The organism is Hafnia alvei (assembly GCF_034424155.1).
GTDB classification, from domain to species: domain Bacteria; phylum Pseudomonadota; class Gammaproteobacteria; order Enterobacterales; family Enterobacteriaceae; genus Hafnia; species Hafnia alvei.
The window spans coordinates 4,522,975-4,546,664 of sequence record NZ_CP139992.1; the positions used below are offsets into that span (position 1 = coordinate 4,522,975).

General features: G+C 46.0%; 19 protein-coding genes and 1 pseudogene. 5 read left to right on the forward strand and 15 right to left on the reverse strand.

Translation table 11 applies throughout. The features are described from left to right. Positions 1 to 30: 30 nt before the first annotated feature. The 5 genes from U0008_RS20865 to idi all read right to left on the reverse strand — a co-directional run bounded on the left by U0008_RS20865 (position 31) and on the right by idi (position 5,880). Complete coding sequence (locus U0008_RS20865) at positions 31 to 1,596, reverse strand: methyl-accepting chemotaxis protein (protein ID WP_043489681.1); 1,566 nt, start codon at positions 1,594 to 1,596, stop codon at positions 31 to 33. Between the two features lie 252 nt (positions 1,597 to 1,848). Further along, complete coding sequence (gene eptB / locus U0008_RS20870) at positions 1,849 to 3,516, reverse strand: kdo(2)-lipid A phosphoethanolamine 7''-transferase (RefSeq protein ID WP_040044426.1); 1,668 nt, start codon at positions 3,514 to 3,516, stop codon at positions 1,849 to 1,851. Positions 3,517 to 3,759: 243 nt separating this feature from the next. Beyond that, on the reverse strand, positions 3,760 to 4,569 hold the full coding sequence (gene proC / locus U0008_RS20875; protein WP_043489716.1) for a pyrroline-5-carboxylate reductase: 810 nt from the start codon (positions 4,567 to 4,569) through the stop codon (positions 3,760 to 3,762). A gap of 223 nt (positions 4,570 to 4,792) precedes the next feature. Further along, positions 4,793 to 5,050, reverse strand: a complete 258-nt coding sequence (gene bhsA, locus U0008_RS20880; RefSeq protein WP_025799557.1) for a multiple stress resistance protein BhsA — start codon at positions 5,048 to 5,050, stop codon at positions 4,793 to 4,795. Between the two features lie 320 nt (positions 5,051 to 5,370). After that, positions 5,371 to 5,880, reverse strand: coding sequence for an isopentenyl-diphosphate Delta-isomerase (gene idi / locus U0008_RS20885; RefSeq protein ID WP_040044424.1), 510 nt, complete (start codon positions 5,878 to 5,880; stop codon positions 5,371 to 5,373). A 129-nt stretch (positions 5,881 to 6,009) separates the two neighbouring features. Here idi and U0008_RS20890 point away from each other — a divergent pair, with 129 nt between their 5' ends. After that, a complete protein-coding gene (locus U0008_RS20890) occupies positions 6,010 to 6,423 on the forward strand; it encodes an ACT domain-containing protein (RefSeq protein WP_043489683.1) in 414 nt (137 codons plus the stop codon). Between the two features lie 68 nt (positions 6,424 to 6,491). On the opposite strand, the gene adiC is transcribed toward U0008_RS20890, so the two are convergent. The 3 genes from adiC to adiA form a co-directional block, all read right to left on the reverse strand. Beyond that, a complete protein-coding gene (adiC, locus tag U0008_RS20895; RefSeq protein ID WP_040044422.1) occupies positions 6,492 to 7,853 on the reverse strand; it encodes an arginine/agmatine antiporter in 1,362 nt (453 codons plus the stop codon). A 355-nt stretch (positions 7,854 to 8,208) separates the two neighbouring features. After that, entirely contained in the window at positions 8,209 to 8,970 is a 762-nt protein-coding gene (locus tag U0008_RS20900; RefSeq protein ID WP_043489686.1) for an AraC family transcriptional regulator, read from the reverse strand. 324 nt (positions 8,971 to 9,294) lie between these two features. Further along, positions 9,295 to 11,565, reverse strand: a complete 2,271-nt coding sequence (gene adiA, locus U0008_RS20905; protein ID WP_043489719.1) for an arginine decarboxylase — start codon at positions 11,563 to 11,565, stop codon at positions 9,295 to 9,297. 601 nt (positions 11,566 to 12,166) lie between these two features. Between adiA and U0008_RS20910 the strand changes: the two genes are divergently transcribed. Further along, entirely contained in the window at positions 12,167 to 12,742 is a 576-nt protein-coding gene (locus tag U0008_RS20910) for a class IV adenylate cyclase (protein WP_043489688.1), read from the forward strand. 86 nt (positions 12,743 to 12,828) lie between these two features. After that, entirely contained in the window at positions 12,829 to 14,052 is a 1,224-nt protein-coding gene (gene fliB / locus U0008_RS20915; protein WP_043489691.1) for a flagellin lysine-N-methylase, read from the forward strand. A gap of 92 nt (positions 14,053 to 14,144) precedes the next feature. Here fliB and U0008_RS20920 read toward each other — a convergent pair whose 3' ends face one another. The 5 genes and pseudogenes from U0008_RS20920 to tdcB form a co-directional block, all read right to left on the reverse strand. Continuing rightward, positions 14,145 to 14,573: a universal stress protein gene (locus tag U0008_RS20920; RefSeq protein ID WP_025799572.1), complete on the reverse strand. Its 429-nt coding sequence runs from the start codon at positions 14,571 to 14,573 to the stop codon at positions 14,145 to 14,147. 164 nt (positions 14,574 to 14,737) lie between these two features. Then, positions 14,738 to 17,032, reverse strand: a complete 2,295-nt coding sequence (pflB, locus tag U0008_RS20925; protein WP_043489692.1) for a formate C-acetyltransferase — start codon at positions 17,030 to 17,032, stop codon at positions 14,738 to 14,740. Between the two features lie 94 nt (positions 17,033 to 17,126). Beyond that, positions 17,127 to 18,335, reverse strand: a complete 1,209-nt coding sequence (tdcD, locus tag U0008_RS20930; RefSeq protein WP_043489695.1) for a propionate kinase — start codon at positions 18,333 to 18,335, stop codon at positions 17,127 to 17,129. Between the two features lie 60 nt (positions 18,336 to 18,395). Next, positions 18,396 to 19,721 carry a threonine/serine transporter TdcC gene (gene tdcC, locus U0008_RS20935; RefSeq protein WP_040044416.1) on the reverse strand — a complete coding sequence of 442 codons (1,326 nt, stop codon included), beginning with the start codon at positions 19,719 to 19,721 and terminating at the stop codon, positions 18,396 to 18,398. 91 nt (positions 19,722 to 19,812) lie between these two features. Continuing rightward, a pseudogene (tdcB, locus tag U0008_RS20940) lies at positions 19,813 to 20,670 on the reverse strand (bifunctional threonine ammonia-lyase/L-serine ammonia-lyase TdcB); the annotation flags it as partial. A 54-nt stretch (positions 20,671 to 20,724) separates the two neighbouring features. Between tdcB and U0008_RS20945 the strand changes: the two are divergent. Next, a protein-coding gene (locus U0008_RS20945) for an IS1-like element IS1A family transposase (RefSeq protein ID WP_251122262.1) occupies positions 20,725 to 21,422 on the forward strand; the annotation gives its coding sequence in 2 pieces (ribosomal slippage) (positions 20,725 to 20,974 and positions 20,974 to 21,422; 699 coding nt in all). 459 nt (positions 21,423 to 21,881) lie between these two features. After that, positions 21,882 to 22,130 (forward strand): hypothetical protein, encoded by a 249-nt coding sequence (locus U0008_RS20950; RefSeq protein ID WP_130993085.1) that lies wholly within the window; start codon positions 21,882 to 21,884, stop codon positions 22,128 to 22,130. A gap of 40 nt (positions 22,131 to 22,170) precedes the next feature. On the opposite strand, the gene U0008_RS20955 is transcribed toward U0008_RS20950, so the two are convergent. Beyond that, positions 22,171 to 22,770 (reverse strand): DNA-3-methyladenine glycosylase, encoded by a 600-nt coding sequence (locus tag U0008_RS20955; RefSeq protein WP_043489729.1) that lies wholly within the window; start codon positions 22,768 to 22,770, stop codon positions 22,171 to 22,173. 35 nt (positions 22,771 to 22,805) lie between these two features. Then, positions 22,806 to 23,684, reverse strand: coding sequence for an AraC family transcriptional regulator (locus tag U0008_RS20960; protein ID WP_043489732.1), 879 nt, complete (start codon positions 23,682 to 23,684; stop codon positions 22,806 to 22,808). Positions 23,685 to 23,690: the final 6 nt, after the last annotated feature.

Below are 23,690 nucleotides of genomic sequence, written 5' to 3' on the forward strand. Positions count from 1 at the left end.
CTTTAAAAAACAAGGGGAGGTTTATGCCGATTATCCGTTCATCGTGAGCTTAAACACGCTCATGCTTTGCATCAGGTTTCCGCTTTGCTCCTCTAAAGAACCGGTCGCAGCGGCAGACTCTTCCACCAGCGCCGCATTTTGTTGCGCCACCTGATCCATCTGTGAAATCGCCTGATTCACCTGTTCAATACCGCGGCTTTGCTCGTGAGAAGCCTCAGAGATCTCACTCATCAGCGCCGTTACCTGACGAATCTCCTTGGCGATATCAGCCATAGTATCGCCCGCGTTGGTCACCATTGATGAGCCCTCTTTCACCCGACGAGCTGAATCTTCAATCAACGTTTTAATCTCTTTGGCCGATTGAGCACTCCGCTGCGCCAAGTTGCGCACTTCACCAGCAACCACCGCAAAACCACGCCCTTGTTCACCCGCACGAGCGGCTTCAACGGCGGCGTTTAAAGCAAGGATATTGGTCTGGAAAGCAATACCGTCAATCACGCTGATAATGTCGGCAATTTTCTGTGAACTGGTCGAAATTCCCTGCATACGGGCAATGGCTTCACTGACGATTTCCGCCCCTTTATCAGCGGTATGAGAAACATTCCCTGCCAGCTGATTCGCCTGCTCGGCGTTGTCCGCATTTTGTTTCACCGTGGCGGTCAACTGCTCCATACTGGCGGCGGTCTCCTCCAGCGAGGCAGCCAATTCTTCCGTATGCTGCGATAAGTTTCTGTTACCTACGGTCAGCTCTTTCGCCCCCACATCAACCTGCATACTGGCATCACGTACCTGACTCACCGTATCTGCCAGCGATGTTTGCATGGTGAGCACGCGCCGCCCCAGCTTGGCAATTTCTGATTTGCCTTCACTCTCAAGATCCTGAGACAAGTCGCCACTGGCAATCAAAGAAACATGCCCGTCTAAACTTTCCAATGGATTCAGGATGATTTTACGCAGCGCAACCCAGCACAGTGCACCAATCAGCAACGAAAATGCGAAAGACACACTGATAATAATCAGGTCACGTTGGTAATCATGTTGCGCATCCGATAATGCCTTTTGACCGACTTCATCGGCGAAGCCACGGAAATCACGCAGGTCCTGATCAAAATTGGCAGATAAATTGCGCAACTGATCTTCTAATAATGCGTAATAAGCCGCGCTATCGTTGGTTTTCAGCGCCTGTAGCATAGGACGCAGCGCTTGATTGACGTAAATTTGGTAGGTATTTTCCAGTTCGGCGCTCAGTTGCGCACCGCGCGGCGTCAGTTTTTTCAGATCGGTAAATTTCTGCATGGATGCATCAGCTTCACCGATCAATTTCTCCGCTCGCTGACGGCTATCATCTGCCGCTGCTAGTTTACCCATCTCCATTTGGCGAACAGATAATGCCCCCGCCGTACGAGCCCGTAGCGTGGCATTAAAGCTAGCGGCCAGTGGGCTCAGCTCTTCAGCCTGCACCTGATTAACAACGGCCAGTCTTTGATTAATTTGGCGAACAGATTGAATACCGATAATGCTGATCATCAGCAGCAATAACGTATAAACAAGCATGATGAGTGCCAGCCCACCACGGACTGTCAGGTGTTTACTCATAATAGTCGTATCCCTAGGAATGAAAGAGCCTGCAAAAGAAGACATCAGATGTGGTATCTCTCTCAGCCAGTACAAAATGCCTCTCTCTATGGAGAGTGAATTATGAACAGAGGGAACTGACTGAAGATTGATCAGTTTATCGGCATGCCTGAAGGGAACTTGAGAGAAACTTAATACGAAGAAAGGCGCTTCTAGGAATAAAAAAGCCGAGAGGAAGAGTTCCTCTCGGCTCATCAAGACTAACTTATTGAATTAAAAACGACACCAGTTGTTGTTTTCATTAATTCCGCCATTGGGCGAGGTATAGCCTAAGCACCCCAGAATCGAGTCATACAGCTCAACGTGCCGGTGAGTCTGCCCCTGTTTTGCCTGCTTTTGTACCTGCTCAAACATTTTGGCATTGTTGCCTGAAGCCAAAAACTTATCCGATGCCCATACCATCAGTGGCACACGGAACTGCTCTGGCGGAGCCATTTCACGCGGAGTGCCGTGGAAATGCTCATTATCGCTGATTGATTCACCGTGATCAGAGGCATAAAACACCAGTGCTTTTTTATCTCGCACCTGATCAATCACGCTTTTAATCATGTTGTCAGTGTACAAAATGCTGTTGTCGTAGGAATTCATCAGCTGTTCTTTGGTGCAAGAATCGTCTACGCCCATGCACTCCGGTTTAAACTTCGCATAGCTACGCGGATAGCGCTGCGTATACAAATAGTGAGAACCAGACGTATGCAGTACGACTAAATGCTTGCCGTTTGGATGCTTCTGTAATGAATTTTGCAGCTCTTCCACTAACAGCATATCGTCGACTGGCTTCCCATCGTTACGATGTTCTGCAGCAATCAGCTCACGGAATGAGAAGTTATCGGAGTCGGTATTGTTGTAGAACCAAATCTCACTTTGCATCGCAAAAAGCTCAGAACTGAATCCAAGCTGATGTAATACAGAGAAAATATTCTGTTCTTTCAGCGTACGCTGAGCGTTGTTTTCCGTTCCGCCCTCACGCACAAACATGCAGCGCAGGGAAAGTTTGGTTGATGTATCGCAGGACTCACCGCGGAATGCGGCCAGATTAGGCTCTTTAGCCAGCTGTGGCGTGGTGTCACGCTCATAGCCCAGAATCCCCATATGATCCCAACGCGCCGTTTCACCGATGATGAACACGACATAGGTATCATCTATCCCTTCAGGCGCGACGTAAGAAAAATGATCCGCGGGATCAAATAAGTCGGCTTCATCCTGTCGTTCATCCAGCGCGGTGTAGCCATATAATCCAAACGCCGCCAGCCAGTTTGATGGCAAGTAAGAGTGAGCTACCACACCACCATAGCTTGGCATATCAACGTTGTTTTTCTGGTCGATCTCTTTCTGGGCGGTACCCATTAAGTTTAATGGAACCCAGACCACCGCAACAATCAGCGCCATCCCAACCAAAGATATGATTCTTTTACCCGGTGTTTTTAGCTGCTCAAGCAACGTGTTACGCGCTGAACCTAACCAGATGATCGCCAAAGGAATAATGCTGGCGGCAACAAACCACAAAACAAATTTCCAGCCGACAACTTCGGAAAACAGACCCAAATCACCCGGGGAAAATACGGAAATGATAATGCCGTAGCCAATCACAACGTTAAATGCCGTCATGTAATAGCTTGCAGCCACGGATATTAGCGTGATGAGCGTAGCCGTAATTTTGAAGAACCAGCGCCCTCCCAGCGAAAACACTCTCAGGATAAAGAAGGTAAAGAGGAGAACAACCATGACCTCTAAACTTCCCGTTAACCATTTAGAAAAATGGAGCCCCTCTTTGACTTCATCAAAACGGCGTAAAAACACCGGAATATTAAGAAAAATACCAATATAAATCGCTAACAGCAGCGCCTGCATTGGTTGTGATAGCAATTTTATTTTTTGCATTACTTTCTGAAACCTTGTTGCTAACCCTAGAAAACATGAGACACACCGCATTCTAAATCGTTCAGATGCGGGAACGGAATTTACCAAGAAAGTTCTTAATCGGCGAGAGACTATTCAGCAGAAAAATGTCAGCACCAGCCCAGCGGCCTATGGTGACGGACTTAGAGAAGGGATGACATGGGGATCGTCTGAGAAGATGCCCCATGGCATGGGGCATCAAATAGAAGGGAAAGCAGGTAAAAATTAACGACGGCTCATCTCTTCTGATTTCGCCATACAGCTTTGCATCGCGTCCATCACGGCCGCACGCAGACCCTTTTGCTCTAACACTTTCACGGCTTCAATCGTGGTTCCCCCAGGAGAACACACCATATCTTTGAGCTCACCGGGGTGTTTACCGGTTTCCAGCACCATTTTGGCTGAGCCCATCACCGCCTGCGCGGCAAACTGATAGGCCTGAGCACGAGGCATTCCACCCAGCACAGCGGCATCAGCCATCGCCTCAATAAACATAAACACATAGGCAGGCGCTGAGCCACTCACGCCCACCACGGAATGGATTAGATATTCAGGAACAATAGCAGCCTTACCAAAGCTGCTAAAAATTTCTACAATCAGCGCGCTTTCATCTTCGCTCATTTGCTTATTCGGCGTAATGGACGACATTCCCGCATTCACCAACGCCGGCGTATTCGGCATCACGCGCACCACTTTTTGCCCATCTTTCAGCGCAAATTCAAGCGTTTCTAGCGTGACACCGGCCGCAATGGAAACCACAATCGCGTTTGGCTTGAGCGATTCTCTGATTTCACCCAAAACATTCGCCATCATATTCGGCTTAACACCAACGATCAGAATATCAGCCCGCTTAGCGACTTCATCTGCGCTGCTGGCACCTTGGCTACCAAACTCTTGGCTAATCGCCTCAACGCTTTGCGCACTACGGTTATACACCGTGATATTTTCCGGTGAGACCAGTTTACTCGCAACCAGACCACCTAAAATCGCCTTGCCCATATTGCCACAGCCAATAAAACCGATTTTCTTATCCACGATGTTATTCCCCACAGTGCAGTCCTCCACGATAACGCCCGTTGTATCGAACATAATTGACATCTTCAGATGCGATTTCTTAGGCTACCACCAAAACCGTGAGAAAGGCACAACCTCTGTCCTGAATCTAAAAAAACAAAAAGGCCTTTCCCATTGATTGGGAAAGGCCTTTTCTGTACCGCTTCTGAACTACAGATACTGCACTAAGTATGACGAGTATCGATTATTTATACAGTTCAGCAGTAGCATGCATTTTGTTATTTCCAGAGGTGGAAATAATGCGATAAGAAGATGCGCCAGCCTGTTCAGCTTTAGCCGCTACGCGAGCTTCCAACCCATCAAGGTTAGTTGCGCCACTGACGGATACAACGCCCATTTTCTGCATGTCAGACGTTGGCTGAGAAGAGAGGTCTGCGGCAGTAGCAGCAAATGCGGTTGCAGAGAGTGCGAAAACTACAGCTAAATTTTTGATGATTTTCATAACGTTTACCTTTCTTTAAATTTTGTCGTTTTGAAAGGCGCCCGCCTTCCGATGACTAAAGAATAGATCGGTTAACGAAGAGTTAAAATCGGATAGTTTTGAGCCTCTTGTTCAATTTTTTTGAATGCAATTTAAGCAACTTTACGTATGAATTTTAATCCGATGAGAGAGAGGCAAACGTAATATGCGATTTTTCAGATAAAAGGCTTTTAAAACAAATAGTAATCTTATTTTCAAGCTGGCCGACAAAAAAACACATATCCGACATTTCATTACAGACGGTATTTGTCAGGAAATATTCGTCAGCGCCATGCAAAACATCAGTCGAGATGTGCGATCACTTTCGGCAGACACAGCCTAAACCATGGCGTAAAACGTTCGGGCTCGAGCTGCATTTGCTCTAAGATTTCATCCACGGGATGATAAGCAAAAGCATCGGCCTCTTCTGCGTTAAGCTGTGGAACCACGTTGCTATGACCAATAAAAACATGTGCCAGCTCGTGTTCAGTTAGTCCCCCCCCAACGTCAAGGCAGTAACTCAGCTCAAAAGATTCATGCAGCGCGCAAGCCATTCCCATTTCTTGATAGAGCCGACGCATCGCCGCTTCTTGAGTATCTTCACCAGGGAGTGGATGGCCGCAGCAGGTATTACTCCACTGGCCACCGGCATGATATTTCCCCGCTGCTCGGCGCTGGATCAATAGCTCGTTATGATCGTTAAAAACGTACACAGAGATAGCGCGATGCAAAAGCCCCTGCTGATGAACCGCGAGCTTTTCCATTCTGCCAATCGGCATATCGTTTTCATCAACCAGAATCACTTCAATCATGGCCTTCCCCTCTCTCATCGTGTTACAACGGACCTCTATTAGCATACCTAATTGCTGCAAACTTTTTTTAATTTAACGCCACATCGTTCGCCCGCTAATCTAGCGCCAAAATATTATGGAGATACGCATATGAGCGGCATTAAAGATATTACTCAACTTCTGGCTTCGATGGAGCCGACACTTAACACTCAAGCTTTCGTTTTTTGTACCAGCCAATCACTCACGCTGGAACAAGCCGCCGCGCTAAACCCGCAGGGGCTCTTTTGGGAAACCGAAGGGATTACGCTGATTTTAACTCGTGAAGATGCCCAAGCGGCTGGCTTTGATGCCAGTTCAGATTTCCGTCAAATCACGCTCACGGTTCACTCTAGCCTTGAGGCTGTTGGACTAACCGCAGCGATTGCCGCCGAGCTCGCTCAGGCGGGTATCAGCGCCAACGTTGTGGCTGCTTATTATCACGATCACATTTTTGTTCCTGCCGCCGATGCCCAGCGCGCCCTAGCCGTTTTAACCCAGTTACAGCAGCGCAGTGCACTGGCTTAAATAGGCCAATAAAAAACCCGCAGAGGCGAAACCGCTGCGGGTGAATATCACGCGATAAAATTTTAAGCTCAGTTTTTTACCGATGCCTTTAACGAACCATCAGGATTCGTATTATCCAGCGGATATGGATTTTTATGTTGGCGGTTATAGTTCAAGGCATAAAGCGCCGTGATCACCATTAACACCACGAACGACCACATCACTTCCTGCGCACCGGAACCAACAACGGCCCAGATACAGTAGACAAACGCGATGCTGACAATCGCCAAATAAACAGGGCGAGCTTTACCGAAGTGACCGTGGCCTAGCAGCAGCAACGCCGCACAGGTATAAAGGTAAGGTACCAGCGTAAAGATCACACTCACCGACGAAACCAGACCAAACTCTTTCGCCGCATTAGGCGAAATGCTGCCGAACTGACAAATTGTCATTAATACGCCAACGATCAGCAAACCCGCAACCGGCGTACCCGCCTTGTTAACTTTGGCGAAAATGGGTGGGAACAAGCCATCATCGGCCGCGGCCTTCGCCGTTTGACCAGCCAACAACGTCCAACCACCTAACGAGCCCAAACAGCCTGCAGCCGCGCAGAATGAAACCACTGCACCAGCCGTATTGCCTAACGCCATACGCGCCGCATCCCCGAAAGGTGAAGCAGAAACACGCAGCGCCGCATTCGGGATCATCCCCATAATGGCGGTGGTGGATAATACGTAGCACACGGCGGCAATCAGCACCCCGCCAATGGTTGCAATCGGAACGTTACGCTTAGGATTTTTAACCACGCCAGCCGCCACCGAGGCACTTTCCACCCCGATAAATGACCAGAGCGTTACGCTCAAGGTGCTTTGGATAGCGCCAAATGTACCCTGACCGCTTACGTTCCACGCAGCCATGTAGGTTTCGCTGTGGAACCAAAACCAGCCGAATACTGCAATCCCTACGATAGGTATCAACGCCAATACCGTCGCCACCGCCTGAACACGGGTGATCATCTGTGGCCCAACAATATTGAGCAATACAAAAATCCACAGCACAACCACACAGGTAATGGTCAACACCATTGGATCTTTCAAAATAGGGAAGAAATAGCTGAGGTAGCCAACACCAATCACCACCATCGCGATATTCCCCACCCAGCAGGCTAACCAATACAGCACGTTGGTTTGGTAACCGAGGAATGGGCCAAAAGAACGACGGGCATAAGCATAAGAACCACCGGGACTGGGATCTAAAGACGACATCTTGGCATACACCATTGAAAGCGCTAATGCGCCAATGATAGTCACCAACCATCCGTAGATTGCAATTCCGCCGGTAGACGCTAAGTTTGCCGGTAATAAAAATACGCCGGAGCCCATAATATTCCCTGATACCATTAAGGTAACGGGAATGAGGCCAACTTTATGAGATTCAGAATCCGAAGACATAATCTAACCTTAAGTTAAATAGAATTTTTGGTAGAAATTATATTACTCTCAGAGTTAAATCATGGCAGTAGCAAACGGCTAACATCGCCATTTCCGGCATGTTTTTAGCCAATGACAATCCAGCTAAAATAATATTTATAAAGATAAATAATTAAAAGATTACATAACTTTTCAAACATTATAAATATATACTCAACCATCCCAATATAAATATATTCCTATATATTACCCAAGACGGTTCAAGTTGGATTTCGGCAGCAGTTCGATATTAATCAAGTAAACGATTTAGTAATTACTCTCAGCCAATAAAAAAGTAAACTCAGGCATTAAAAATATATTCAGTTATAGTGAGAATCTATGCAATCATTTTATCTCTATGCTGGTGCACGTAGTTTAGCGGCGTCGTCCCGTAATATTCTTTGAATACGGAGATAAAGTAGGACGTGCTGCTATAGCCGCACAGAGAAGAAACCTGTGAAATATTTTTATTAAAAACAATCAGTTGCTCTACAGCATAGCGCATTCTACAGTCAGTGATAATTTTACTGTAGGTGGTGTCTTCGTTTTTTAGCTTCTTTTTCAATGAGCTAGGGCTTAAGCATAGGCAGCTGGCAACGGACGTCAGGCTCCACTCTTTGTGCATATTGCTTTGAATAATGCTGTAAACATTCGCGCTAAGATTGCTTCTAATTTCACGAATAAGAAATGGTATTAGATTGTTATTATTTAAGAAAATAGATAAAACGGTGAACGAAAGACAACGGCTACGTTCGCGATCAACCTCACAGCCTTGCGCATCTTGCGATAGGCGTACCGCCTCTTGGAAAATATGTGGTGTCTGACAGCGTTCAATCATATAGCACGGTGTGGAACGCAGATTAGGAGACAGAGCGCTGATATCTTTTTTTAAGAAATGGATATAGTCCTTAATAACATCTTTATTCAAATATAATACTGCTGAGTCATCCAGTTCTGAAAAATCTATTACGTTATTTTTACATGAAATTAGCATCATGTGATTAGCTTTGAATGTAACTTCATTCTCAGAGTTAAAATTAACAGTGACATCTTTGCGTGTTAAAACGACAACGCAACCTTCGTTGTTACTGAGTTTCATATTAAGACATCCTACAGACGTAAAAGAATAAAATGCCGTTATTAACTTAGACTTATCGACTAAAGTAATAAGGCATAAAAGAAAAAGTAATACATATGACAATTCTACGACCAGACACTAAAATACAGAGCTTTTCTAATTATTCAATATCGCGGGGATAAATACTGCCGTATCATTTTTTTTACGCAGAGTAATTGTACAATTACAGAATAAAAAATAAACATACAGGTATGAAAAAGCGCGGGATATACCCGCGCAAATACTACAAGAGAAACTGCTTTATCTTTTTTTGCTGTGGTGTCTTTGCTTCATCACCAACGAAGGTTATTCCGTGCGAACACACATCACGTGATAAACACCGTTGATAATTTCAGTCCCTTCGGTTTCATGTTCAAAACCGGGGAATTCGTGGTCCCAAGCCTGTAGAGCGCGCAGATAACCGATCTGTGGACTCTCTTCGCCGCCGAAGCTTTCACCGGATAATAACATTGGGATTCCTGGTGGGTAAGGGATGATGGAGTTGGCTGCAACACGGTTGACCAGACCGTCAATCGCAACCATCTCCACCTTATTCGCCACAATGGCCTGATAGGCTGCACGCGGTGTCATCACCGCTTCTGGCAGACCAGAATAAGCCGTATTCAGTTTAGCACCTGGGTTATTTTTACGCAGATAGGCAAACATTTTGTCGCCCAAATCACGCAAGCCTAACTTGCCGTAGATTTCTGGCTGCTGCGCAACCAGATCGGGCAATACCGAAGATAGCGGGGTATTAGCATCATAATGGCGTTTAAACGAAAGCAGCGTGTTGATAAGCGTGCCCCATTTGCCTTTGGTAACGCCCATTGAGAACAGGAACATCACTTGGAAATCGGTAGTGCGCGTCGGCACAATGCCATGACGGCTCAGCCATGCGGTGACCAACGCCGCTGGCACGCCCTTCTCTTGCAACTCGCCGTCATCACCCATACCTGGAGCCAAAATACTGACCTTGATAGGGTCCAGCATGCTCCAGTTTTCAGGCAGATCTTTAAAGCCGTGCCAGTTATCTTCAGGATTCATCACCCAGCAGCTTTGTTCGGTTGCTAGAAGCTTAGCTGGCGCATCTTCAAACGCCATCTGCTTACCGGTTGCCGGATCGGTGACAATTTCTTGGTTCCACGGTTTGAAGAACCAATCACCATCCTGAGTAAACTCTTTATACAAACGCGCCATCGCCTGACGGAAGTCTACCGCCTCGTTGATCACTTCCTGCGTCAGAGAAAGACCGCTGTTGCCGTCCATCATCGATACAGCCACATCGTTAGAAGCGCAGATCGCATACAACGGCGAAGTGGTAGCGTGCATCATGTACGCCTGATTAAAGCGAGAAAAATCAACGGCACCGCGGCCGTCGCGCACATGAATATAAGATGCCTGAGATAACGCATTGAGCAGTTTGTGCGTTGAGTGGGTCGCAAACAGCGTTGGACCTTCATGATCGCCAGGTTCCCCACGCATAGCGTAGTGATCGCTATACATTGGGTTAAAACGTGCATAACCATACCAAGCTTCATCAAAATGAATTCGGTCAGTGGTTTTTTCTAATAAATCCTGCGCATTTTTGGCGTTGTAGCACACACCATCATAAGTACAGTTGGTCACCACGCTATAAGAAGGGCGCTGGCCCTGCTTGCTTTTACTCAGTGGGCTGTTAGCGATTTTTTCTTTAATCACTTCCGGCTGCATCTGCTGCGGATAAATTGGCCCGATAATCCCATAGCGGTTACGGCTAGGCAGCATGTAAACCGGTTTCGCACCGGTTAATATCAGCCCCTGCTCAATGGATTTATGACAGTTGCGGTCAATAACCACCACGTCATCTTCGGTCATACACGCCTGCATAATGGTGCGGTTCGAACCCGAAGTGCCCACCACCACAGAATACGAGTGATCTGCACCGAACACACGCGCCGCATTCTTTTCGCTTTCACCGAATGCGCCAGTGTGGTCGAGCAAAGAACCTAGCGAGGTGCGCTCAATCCCCATATCGGTGCGGAACAAGTTTTCACCGTAATAGTCGTGGTAAAAACGACCGGCTGGCGTTTTAGTAAAACCAACGCCGCCCTGATGGCCCGGCGCCGCCCATGAATATTCATGAACGTCGCTATATTTCATCAGCGCGGTCATCAATGGTGGCAGCAGTTGCTGATGATAACGGTTCATGGCAGCAACGGCGCGGCCGGCAATAAAATCAGCCGTGTCTTCAAGGATCCAAGCAAATTCATCGATTTGCTCCATCATCTCGCGGCTAAGTTCCTGAGTGGCTTTCTCTCTGTCACTCAACAAAAAGACCGGAACATTTTCCTGCCGCTCATGCAGTTTATTAAGCAGTTGCTGAGCCAGCACGTGCTCGGCGGAGTCATCCATTCCACGGCTAAACATCAGACAATCTATCGCTTCATTGGCAGACAAAATGGCAAAACCATCGTCAAATGAGGCGGCTTTGATCACCTCAACATTTTGACGATTCAGCTCATCAGCCAAACGTTCAACGGCAGCACCCACATAGGTGTCTTGATGGAGAAATTCACTTTCAACAATTAATACTTTCATCATGTGTTTATCCTTACAGATAAATGAACATAACGTTTAGTCGCGCTGAGGATACCTAGCTATACCCAAAATAATTCGAGTTGCATTGAGTAAACACGGCTAACAAAAATGCAGCTTGAAGTATGAAGGGTATATATTCTCAGAGCACTAAACCGCCATACAAATAGAATGAGTGTTAATGTTAAACCTTATATAACGCATTATGGTTTTATCCGCTCTTTCCTTGGAATTAGTATTGCCCTTATTTATCAACGTTGTAAAGTCAGGTTAAAAACACAAGATATTCGATACAAATCAATTAAAATCAATGATATAAGTTAAAATAAAGACTATGAAAAAGCACATTTAGCAATATGTTATACACAACGATTTTATTTTTTTACCTTATAGTGATATTTATTTATAATCTACCCAACGATTAGGTTTACATAAAAAACAAACGCTATTGTTCATCCACAAATCTTTACGATAATAGATATTCAGCCACCTTAATTATTTATTTTTCTAAGAGAGACACTTCACAAATAGCGCTCACCAACGGCAGTGCAGTTGGCTACCGTGTTATCCTTCATGACATCGTGTTATCTACCTAAGACATCCTATGACGAGCGAACATTTTGCAGGGAAGTATGAGGCCGAGCTGAAATTCCATCTCAGCGATCCCGCTGGCTTTCTCGAACGCATCACTTTGGCAGGAGCAGAACCTTTTCACCTCAATAACCATGAGATCGATTGCTACTATGACCGCCCAACGTCTGAGCACTCAGACTCAACGCTGAAAAAGAGCGGCATTAGCATGTGCATTCGAGAAATGCAGCCATCAGGCATTAAGCTGTGGATCGTTAAAGGGCCAGACGCGTCTGAATGCGAAGCGATTAATATTGATGATTGTGAAAAAGTGGCCAGCATGGTGGAAAAGCTCGGTTTTCGACCCAGTTTACGTATGGAAAAAAACCGAAGTATCTATTTCTTAGGCCGTTACCACATCACCTTCGATCATCTTCCTACTCTGGGCTATTTTGCCGAAATCGCCATCATGACCGACGATGAACAGGCGGTGCCAGAACTGCTCAACGATTTACGCCATCAAGCATTGGCATTAGGGCTTGAAGATTCACAAAGGGAAATACGCAGCTATCGTCAGATGCTAGAACAAACGCGCAGTGGCATTAATTAGCCTATTTTTATCCCGTTTATTCAAAGATCAAAAAAGCTGGCTGGTGATAATTTAAACATCACTGGAACTCCATCACTGGCTAGCAAATGAAAACATATAAGACCGTCACCCCAAATTTTTACACCCGATTTCAATGCACTGGCGCTGATTGCGTCGATCATTGCTGTACCGGCTGGAAAATATCAATTGATAAGAAAACCTATAAAAAATATACCGATTCTCACCATGAAAAGATTAAATCTTTCGCAAAAAACTCACTGCTATTAACCCGCAAAGGCTATGACAATTTTGCTACGGTAAAGCAAGATGAGTCAGGAAATTGCCCTATGCTCAATGAAGATAAGCTCTGTACCATTCACGCCAAAATGGGAGCCAATGCCCTGAGCGTAACGTGCAAAACATTCCCCCGCACTCAAAAACAGTATGCCAACGAGACCTTATTGAGCCTCACCATGGCGTGCCCTGAGGTAGCTAATCAAGTTTTATTTCAGCCAGATAGCATGTTAGTCAATGAAGACATCAAGCTCATTGTTGAAACGGCTAACCGGATTGGAAAAAAAGCGGCACACATTGAACGCTCTCAGACAACCCAACTAATTAACCTGTTTTGCAGCCATCTGGTCATGGCCGATAGCCCTGCCATCGAGGATAACCTGCTCGCTATCGTGCACCTTATTCTTTATTTACAGCAGATCGAATTCGATGTTGAAGCGCACCTTGACGATCTAGAGTCCTTATTCTTAACGCTAAATAGACAGCTATCCAGCGGAGATATGGCTCAACAACGCAGCCAAATTAGCAGCTCAGCGAAGATGAAGGTGATGCTATTAAGTATATTTGGCACAGCGATTAGCCAGTTAAATCGAGGGCGTGATTTTCTCGAGGAAAATCACCAAGCACTTGCTCATTATTTAGAATTAGACCAAGAGCCGAGCGATGCAAAGATAGGCGATAAATTTAGTCAATTAGACACGCAATGGAAAAAGGTCTTAGCTAACTCTTGTTTATCTGACGAGCATGTGATGAAAAATTATCTTCTTTATCATATGTATAATAGCGGCTTCCCTGGTCAGGATATGAACAATATCCTGCGCCAATACTATCTAATGATGACAGATTATTTTTATTTAAAAACCCAGATATCAATCATGTCCATGACCAGAGAAATAACGCAGGAAGAGATCATGAAATTATTTGGCTCGTTCCATGTGGTCTACAATCACAACAGCAATTTACCTAAAGAGCTGAATGCCTATATCGATCGGATAAATGTAAACGATGACTTATCCTGTTTGTTATTGCTAAATTAGATACAACGGCACAGCAAAATGGCTAACAAAAAGGAGCGGATATCCGCTCCTTTTTCACATAAATCATTCACACAAACAGAATGGCAGCCAGCCTAACGGATCACCATCACATTAACTTTCGCATGGCGCACAATGCCTGCCGCATTCGAACCCAATAGATAAGTTTTTACGCTTGGGCGGTGCGAACCAACAATGATAAGGTCAGCCCCCATTTCATCAGCCTGCTGCAATGCCTCATCACGCGGGGTACCAAAACGAATGGTGTAAGACATACGCTCAGCGGGTAAATCTACCCCCTGTATGAGTTCTCTAATTCTTTCTTCAGCATAGGTCACCGCTTTGTTTTCAAACTCTTTGATGCCAAAAGAGTATGCGGTAACAAAGGCCTGTGCATCGGGCAAAACATACAAAAAATGCACATCAGCATCTGACATTTTTGCCAAATACTCAACGTGACGCAGAGCGTTTTGAGTCAGAATATCCTCTTCAATATCTACCGGCACCAAAATGCTTTTATACATATTTATGACCTCTCCATGTAGAAAACTTATGAATAGAATAACCTTACCTAATTAACGGTGGAACCCATTTCGGCTGGAACTGTGAGACAAGACATGCGCCTTTACCCCATAAAAAAAGCCCCGCAAACTTTTGCAGGGCTTTCGTTGGTTCACTTTCTCACGCGTTACAGTGAGCTAGTGAACGTCCTTGAGATCACGTCTTGCTGTTGTTCACGCGTCAGCGCGTTAAAGCGTACCGCATAGCCTGAAACCCTGATGGTTAAGCTCGGATATTTATCTGGGTTCTCAATCGCATCCAGCAGCATTTCACGGTTCATAACGTTCACGTTGAGATGCTGTCCGCCTTCAACGTCTTCCTCATGATGGAAATAGCCATCAATCAGACCAACCAGATTATTTTTACGGATAAACTCGTCTTTGCCTAACGCCCCAGGGACGATAGAGAAGGTATAGGAAATACCGTCTTTTGCGTATTTGAACGGCAGTTTCGCCACCGAGGTTAACGACGCTACCGCACCTTTACGATCGCGGCCGTGCATTGGGTTAGCTCCCGGGCCAAATGGCGTGCCTGCACGGCGTCCGTCCGGCGTATTCCCAGTTTTCTGCCCGTAAACCACGTTCGAGGTAATGGTCAGAATAGACTGCGTTGGCTCGGCATCTCGGTAAGTTGGCAGCTTCTGGATCTTCTTCATGAAGCGCTCAACCAAGTCACAGGCAATATCATCGACACGATGGTCGTTGTTACCGAACTGCGGATATTCACCGTCAATAGCAAAGTCGATAGCCAACCCGTTTTCGTCACGAATTGGGCGCACTTTGGCATATTTGATAGCGGCGAGTGAGTCGGCAGCAACCGACAGCCCAGCGATACCACACGCCATGGTGCGAACTACATCGCGGTCATGCAGCGCCATTAACGCGGCTTCATAGCTGTATTTATCGTGCATGTAGTGGATAACGTTCAACGCAGTGATGTACTGCACAGCCAGCCAATCCATAAACGAATCCAAGCTCGCCATGACTTTGTCGTAATCCAAGACTTCATCTGTCATGGCTGGCACTTTCGGCCCAACCTGAATTTTCAGTTTTTCATCCACGCCGCCGTTGATGCAATACAGCAACGTTTTCGCCAAGTTGGCGCGGGCACCAAAGAACTGCATCTGCTTGCCAACCACCATCGGGCTAACACAGCAGGCAATCGCATAGTCATCACTGTCAAAGTCAGGGCGCATCAAATCATCGTTTTCATACTGTAACGACGAGGTCGCAATAGACAGATTCGCAGCATAGGCTTTGAACGCTTTCGGTAGGCGTTCAGACCACAGGATTGTCAGGTTCGGCTCTGGTGATGGCCCCATGGTTTCTAGCGTATTTAGATAACGGTAGGAGTTTTTGGTGACCAGCGTTCTGCCGTCTAACCCCATCCCGCCGATAACTTCGGTTGCCCAGATTGGGTCGCCGGAGAACAACGTATCAAACTCAGGCGTACGTAAGAAACGCACCATGCGTATTTTCATAATGAAATGGTCAATCAGCTGCTGTGCTTCCTGCTCATTGATCACCCCATTTTTCAGATCACGCTCGATATAAACGTCTAAGAACGTCGAAGTACGGCCCAGCGACATCGCGCCACCGTTCTGCGATTTCACCGCAGCCAAGTAGCCAAAATAGAGCCACTGAATAGCTTCCTGCGCATTCTGTGCCGGACGAGAAATATCAAATCCATATTTCGCCGCCATTTCCTGAATTTGCTTCAGCGCGCGGCGCTGCTCGGCTAATTCTTCACGCTGACGAATCACTTGCTCAAGCTGAATACCCTTCTCCAGTTTGCCCTGCAAATCAGCAAACTGTAATTCACGTTCACGAATCAGGTAACGGATGCCATACAGAGCCACGCGACGGTAGTCACCGATAATACGCCCACGACCATAGCCATCTGGCAAACCGGTTAAAACACCGGATTTACGGCAGCGCATCATTTCAGGTGAATAAACGTCAAACACGCCTTGGTTGTGTGTTTTACGAATATCGGTGAAAAGATATTTAAAATTAGGATCCAGCTTGCGATTGTAGGCTTCAAACGAGCTCTCAATCATATTGATGCCGCCAAACGGGAATAACGCACGTTTCAGTGGTTTCTCAGTTTGTAAGCCAACAATTCTTTCTAGATCTTGATGGATATATCCAGGCGCATGGGCGGTAATGGTTGTCGCAATATCATTATCAAAATCGACCGGTGCGTGAGTGGAGTTTTCAATCCGCACGCCTTCCATTACTTTTTCCCACAGCTTGGTAGTTGCTTCGGTTGCAGTCGAAAGGAAAGACTCATCACCTTCATAAGGCGTATAGTTATTCTGAATAAAGTCTCTTACATTAATGCTACCTTTCCATTCTGTTCCTGCAAAACCATTCCAAGCTTCGGTAAATATATTCTCAGTCACGTCCAGATCGATATTCATTATCAAGCTCCATGTACCATAGGTATCGCCCCTATTTAATTAGGGGCGAAAAGAGTATTTAGGCAGTATTTATTTAGGAAATAGTTAAATAACGTTATGCGAATGCAATATGTTCTGCGGAGGAACTCACGCGAATAGCATCCAGTGCAATCATCTTTTCTTCATTAGTTGGGATCACTGCGGCGATAACGTTAGAACTCGGCGCCGTAATCACTTCAGCCTCCCCAGTACGACGCAGGTGATTTTTGGCTTCGTCGAGTTCAAGGCCGAATACCGCAAGATGCTGTAGCGTTAATTGACGAATCAGCTCAGAGTTCTCACCAATGCCGCCAGTGAACACAATGGCATCAAGCTTATTCAACGAGGCAGCGTGGCCACCGATATGACGAGCTAAGCGATGCACAAAGACGTTAATTGCCAGCTGTGCGCCTTCATGCCCTTCTTCATACGCTTTTTGCAACACGCGCAGATCGCTTGAAAGCCCAGAAATACCTAACAGGCCAGACTCTTTGTTCACCATGAACATCAGATCTTCTAACGTCTTGCCGGTTTTATCCGCCAGATATGCCAGTGCGCCAAAATCAACGTCACCGCTGCGCGTTCCCATGACCAAGCCTTCCAGCGGAGTCATGCCCATCGATGTATCAACGCTTTGGCCATTTTGTACTGCACAGACCGATGCGCCGTTACCTAAGTGAGCGACAATAATCCCGGAGTTCTTTTCATCTAAACCTAATTGCTCAATCGCCTGCTGTGCGACATAGCGATGAGAGGTTCCATGGAAGCCATATCTTCTCACGCCATATTGTTTGAAATATTGCTGTGGAAGCGCATAGGTATAGGCTTCAGGTTTTAAAGTCTGGTGAAACGCGGTATCAAAAACAGCTACATGCGGTAATTCAGGGAATATATGGCGCGCAGCCATAATGCCCTCAAGGTTGGCATAATTATGTAAAGGTGCCAGAGAGGAAACATTAGTAATTTCTTGCAATACTTCATCATTAATTAATGTCGCATCGCTAAATGCTTCTCCACCGTGAGCAATACGATGGCCTACACACGAAATAGCGTCGCTGAGTTTTCTTTTTTCTAATTCTCTAACAATAGAATTCAATGCATCTTCATAACTACCGGTTTTTAAATTAATACTGATAGTTTTATCAATGGTCATTGAGGTATTTTCAATACCGACGTTATCAACAATGCCGGACATCATCACATCACAGTTATTTCCTTGCATAACAGAGAATTTAATTGATGAAGATCCACAATTAATCACTAGCACTACAGATTTTGAAGACATAGATATACCTCACAGCTAACTCCCCAGAGAGGAGTTAGCTGTTATTCTTTAAAATTTAGATTAAATAAGTTTGTAGAAAATATTCAGGATGGTCAGCAGGCCAACGATGGTAACAAAGTAGTTTTCTGGCTTGCCTTTATATTTCGCCAGCGCTGGCACTTTGCGAACCGCATACATCGGTAGCAGACACAGCAGGGAGGCAATGATAGGCGCACCCATGGCTTCAATCAGGTCCAGAATGTTCGGGTTAACATAAGCCACTACCCAAGTAGAGCCCATGATGAAGAACATGCTGATCAGGTTCAGTTTGCCGGTTGAATACTTCTTCTTGTCGCCTTTACAAGCGAACTTAACAATCAGGCCATTCATCCCTTCCAGCGTTCCCAGATAGTGACCGAAGAACGATTTGAAGATAGCGACCAGAGCAATCAGTGACGCGCCATATTCCAGTACGGTTGAGAAGGTAGATTTACCACCGGCCATGCTTGAGAAGTGGTTTGCCAGATAAGAAAGAACCGGAATGTTTTGCGCTTTAGCGTCGGCCATCATCGCTGGAGACAGCGTAAACAGGCAGCTGAAGGCAAAGAACATGACCACAGCAACCATCAGCATACTTGCGCGAGAGATGATTTTAGAGCAGCGGTCTTCGGTGAACTGCTTGCCAAATTCAGGCTCGTATTCTTCACGTTTTGATTCAACGAAAGAGGAAACGATAGGCGAGAAGTTAAAGGAGAACACCATGATGGCGATACCCAGCCAGACGTTAACCAGAATACCGTCGTGACCCAGCAGAGAGATGCTGCTAGTGCTAACTTGTTCAAATACAGACGCGTTCCAGTAAGGGATCAGCGACAGGGAAATCAGAACCAAGCTGGCGATGAATGGGAACACCAGGAAACTCATTACCTTCACCATCAAATTCTTTCCGAAGAAGATGATGAAAGCCATGGCCATTAACAGAACCAGAGCAACAAGGCCACGGTTCAACGGCATTAACTGCAGCTGGTTTTCCCAGAATGTCATGAAGGTGTTGGTGATGGTGACACCATAAATCCATAACAGAGGACAAATCGCGAAGAAGTACAGGAAGGTAATAATAACCCCACCTGTTTTACCAAAGTGCTCTTCAACCGTGTCGGTAATGTTGCCAGTGATATTGCTACCAGACAGGCACAGGCGCGCTAATGCGCGGTGACATAAAAAGGCAATTGGGTAGGCCAGCACAAGCATGATCAGGATAGGGATCAAACCGCCAAAGCCTGCACGGATAGGGAAGAACAGAACCCCTGCGCCGATGGCGGTGCCAAATAATCCAAGAGTCCATGTGGTGTCCGATTTCCGCCACATAGTTCCCTGATTCGAATAGGTAACGCTGTCTGTCGTCATACTGTAATTCCTCACGGATTTGCCCTTTTTTGAGGCTACATCACTGTAACCTCAGCTAGGGTCTATACCCTGTCGGGTGTTTGCATAGTTATTAGTGAACGTGATTCAGTCCCGTTATCTCTGATATTCTGGATAAATCAATATTCCCACCGGAAATAAGGCTAACGGTCTTTTTATTTTCGATATAGCCCTTGAGCTTACCGCTTAATATGGCCGCAGATGCCAATGCTCCAGCGCCTTCAGTCACGATCTTGTTTCGTTGGATAAGATCAATCATGCCGCGCTTAATTTCTTCTTCAGTGACTACCACAATGTCGGTTACCAGCTCTTTGACAATCTCATATGTCAGTTTACCTGGCGTCGACACGTCGCAACCGTCCGCAATTGTACCTGTTGTGCGGTGAGATAAAAATTGTCCTTCATGGAAAGATTTAGCCATTCCGTGAACGTTGACCGCTTGAACACCTATGATATTGATTGTTGGGTTAATTGATTTTAGTGCGATGGCGATACCGGAAATTAATCCCCCACCACCGATAGGGACAATAACGTTATCCACGTCATACAGATCTTCAAGGATTTCTAAACCGATAGTCCCCTGACCTGCAATCACTTTTTCATCGTCGTAAGGAGGAATAAAGATTCTATTTTCCAACTCAATTAATTCATGGGCTTTTGAGATGGTGTCATTAAAGCTATTTCCGTGCAGAATAACTTCAGCAGAATAATCGGCTGTTGCGGCAACTTTAGAGCTTGGTGCAGTACAAGGCATAACAACTTTGCTGTCAATTCCCAGCATGGCACAAGACAGGGAAACGCCCTGCGCGTGGTTACCCGCAGAACAGGCAATCACACCCTGCTCGCGTTCTTCTCTGGATAATGAAGCTAACTTATTAAAAGCACCGCGAATTTTAAAAGAACCGGTGCGTTGCATATTCTCAAATTTTAGGTGATGCTGCCAACTTACTGATTTAGTGTATGATGGTGTTTTTGAGGTGCTCCAGTGGCTTCTGTTTCTATCAGCTGTCCCTCCTGTTCAGCTACTGACGGGGTGGTGCGTAACGGCAAAAGCACCGCCGGACATCAGCGCTATCTCTGCTCTCACTGCCGTAAAACATGGCAACTGCAGTTCACTTACACCGCTTCTCAACCCGGTACGCACCAGAAAATCATTGATATGGCCATGAATGGCGTTGGATGCCGGGCAACTGCCCGCATTATGGGCGTTGGCCTCAACACGATTTTACGTCACTTAAAAAACTCAGGCCGCAGTCGGTAACCTCGCGCATACAGCCGGGCAGTGACGTCATCGTCTGCGCGGAAATGGACGAACAGTGGGGCTATGTCGGGGCTAAATCGCGCCAGCGCTGGCTGTTTTACGCGTATGACAGGCTCCGGAAGACGGTTGTTGCGCACGTATTCGGTGAACGCACTATGGCGACGCTGGGGCGTCTTATGAGCCTGCTGTCACCCTTTGACGTGGTGATATGGATGACGGATGGCTGGCCGCTGTATGAATCCCGCCTGAAGGGAAAGCTGTACGTAATCAGCAAGCGATATACGCAGCGAATTGAGCGGCATAACCTGAATCTGAGGCAGCACCTGGCACGGCTGGGACGGAAGTCGCTGTCGTTCTCAAAATCGGTGGAGCTGCATGACAAAGTCATCGGGCATTATCTGAACATAAAACACTATCAATAAGTTGGAGTCATTACCCAAATTATGAACAGTATTTCCATTTTAATTATTATATGAAGATTTAAAGAAAAAAATATTTTTGTATTCTTACAAATATAATTTAAGTGATATTAATGGATTGTTACTAATGTTGCAGATGCGTAGTTCGACACCCGATTATCAAGATGATAATAGGTAGATTAATTGTTAAGTTTCTAAATAAAGATTTAATTTTCACCCTTTAATAAATCACTTAGCATATTAATTAGCGATAGATGCCATTCTATCAACAGCTAAGGTTTATTTAATCTGTGATCAAGATCGTTCTCTTTTATTTATATCTGTGTCTATAAATATAAAAGAACTGCCTTTGTTTTTCGGTACCCAAAAATGCAAATAGTTAATATCACGCTAGATATAATAAGCTCGATCACGGATATCCACTTTCCGTTTGAAATCTGCTCATATAACGAGCAAATTTACTTGAAAACAAAATGCAATCAGCGCTATGTCATCGCGCATGCCTATGATTTACCGGCCAATCTGACATGCCCAGTCTTTGATAATCACTGGGATCTCAAACATGACTATAAATTTGAGGTCAGAACGACCAATGATTTACGAGATGCCTTGCTGATCGGCAACGTGATGGGATGGTGGTCAGGCAATGAAATCCAGCTACTGCGGCAACTCATTAGCGCAATGGACCATTCACTGGTTATTGTAGATTAGATTTCTTTATTTTTTATAATGTTAAGTATTATTTTGCTATTTATTCATCAGTGAAACGCCAAAGGAAATCAACGGCTTCCTCTGCATAATCAATCCCAATCCGCTTGCTCGCGATAATTTTCTCCACCTGCTTTTTATGCGCATCAATCTGTTCACAAATATAAAGCCGATCGCCCAATAGGGGCTCGTAATCAAACGTCCTATCAACGGCAAGGGCGCGGCAAAGTTTGCCTGGGCCGTTAGATAAATTTTTTACCTGTGGTTTTGTTAGCTCAGCTAAAGGCTTGGCATAGCGGTTTCGCGCAGCCAACTCAATACCTTGGACAATTTCGATACCCCGAACTAAAACCGCCGTTGCATCGTCAGCCTGCCCCGTGACTACGTTAAGGCAGTTATGCATGCCGTAGATAAAGTAAACGTGAGCTATGCCGCCAGCCTGAAAGAGCGGCTCATTTCTGATAGTTCGCTTGCCCCCATAGGCGTGGCTCGCTTTATCTATCGCGCTGTCATAGGCTTCCACTTCATTTATCCGCCCAATAATCTGCCCTTCTTCCTGCTCACGGACCAAATAACAGCCGATCAGCTGTTGGGCTACCGCAAGAGGAGCTTGAGAGTAAAAATCCAGCCCTAGCTTCTTCATATTCCCCTCTATTTCTTAGAAAAATAATCCAAGCATTATCTTAACAACAGCGCGTCTTTACGCGGTGATAAACCAAACATGTGCGAATATTCACGGCTGAACTGATTGGGGCTGTTATAACCCACTTGAAAAGCAATGGCCTCAGCGGTGCCTTTGCGTGACAAAAGCAGTTGGCGAGCCTCCAGCAAACGCAGTTGCTTTTGATACTCTAAGGGGCTCATCCCAATTAACTCTTTAAATTTACGGTGAAAAGCAGAGCGGCTAAGGTTTGCCGCTTTCGCCAGAGACTCAAGACTCAACGGCTCTTTGTACTTCTCTCTGAGCAAATCTAGCGCCCCTGCGACTCCCATTGAGTGAGTATCACGCGTAACAATGCGTGCAACATCAGCACCGTTAGGTCCCGTGAGTAGCCAATAGCATAGCTCCTGCATAAATCCAGCATAAAGAACGGGGATCGCTTCAGGACTATCAAGCAACCTTAGGCCACGTAACAAACAGCGAGAAAGTTGGGCATCGATATCTATCACAAATGCCGCATGCGGAGCAGTCTTTTGCTGTGGAAATCGATGCGAGAGCTGCATAAAAACATCGCGTACCACGGCTATATCGAATTCAATAATGACGCCTAAATAAGGCCGCAACGCATCTGCTTTCAGTATTCGGCTAACACCTGGCATTGCCGTTGTCACAATCAATGCCTGACCGGCCGCGTAATCAAAAGGAATCTCGCCAAAAACCGTGCGCTTAACGCCTTGCAGTACCAAACACAGCGCAGGCCGATGCAAAATGTGGCGAGGATATCGCCCATTACTCGCTCGAACCAACGTCACGCCGGGCAATAACGTTAAAAACGGGGTTTGTTCATGGCTTGAAAATGTATGCTTTGCTAGCAGAGATAGCAGCTCTTCGTTCATATTCGG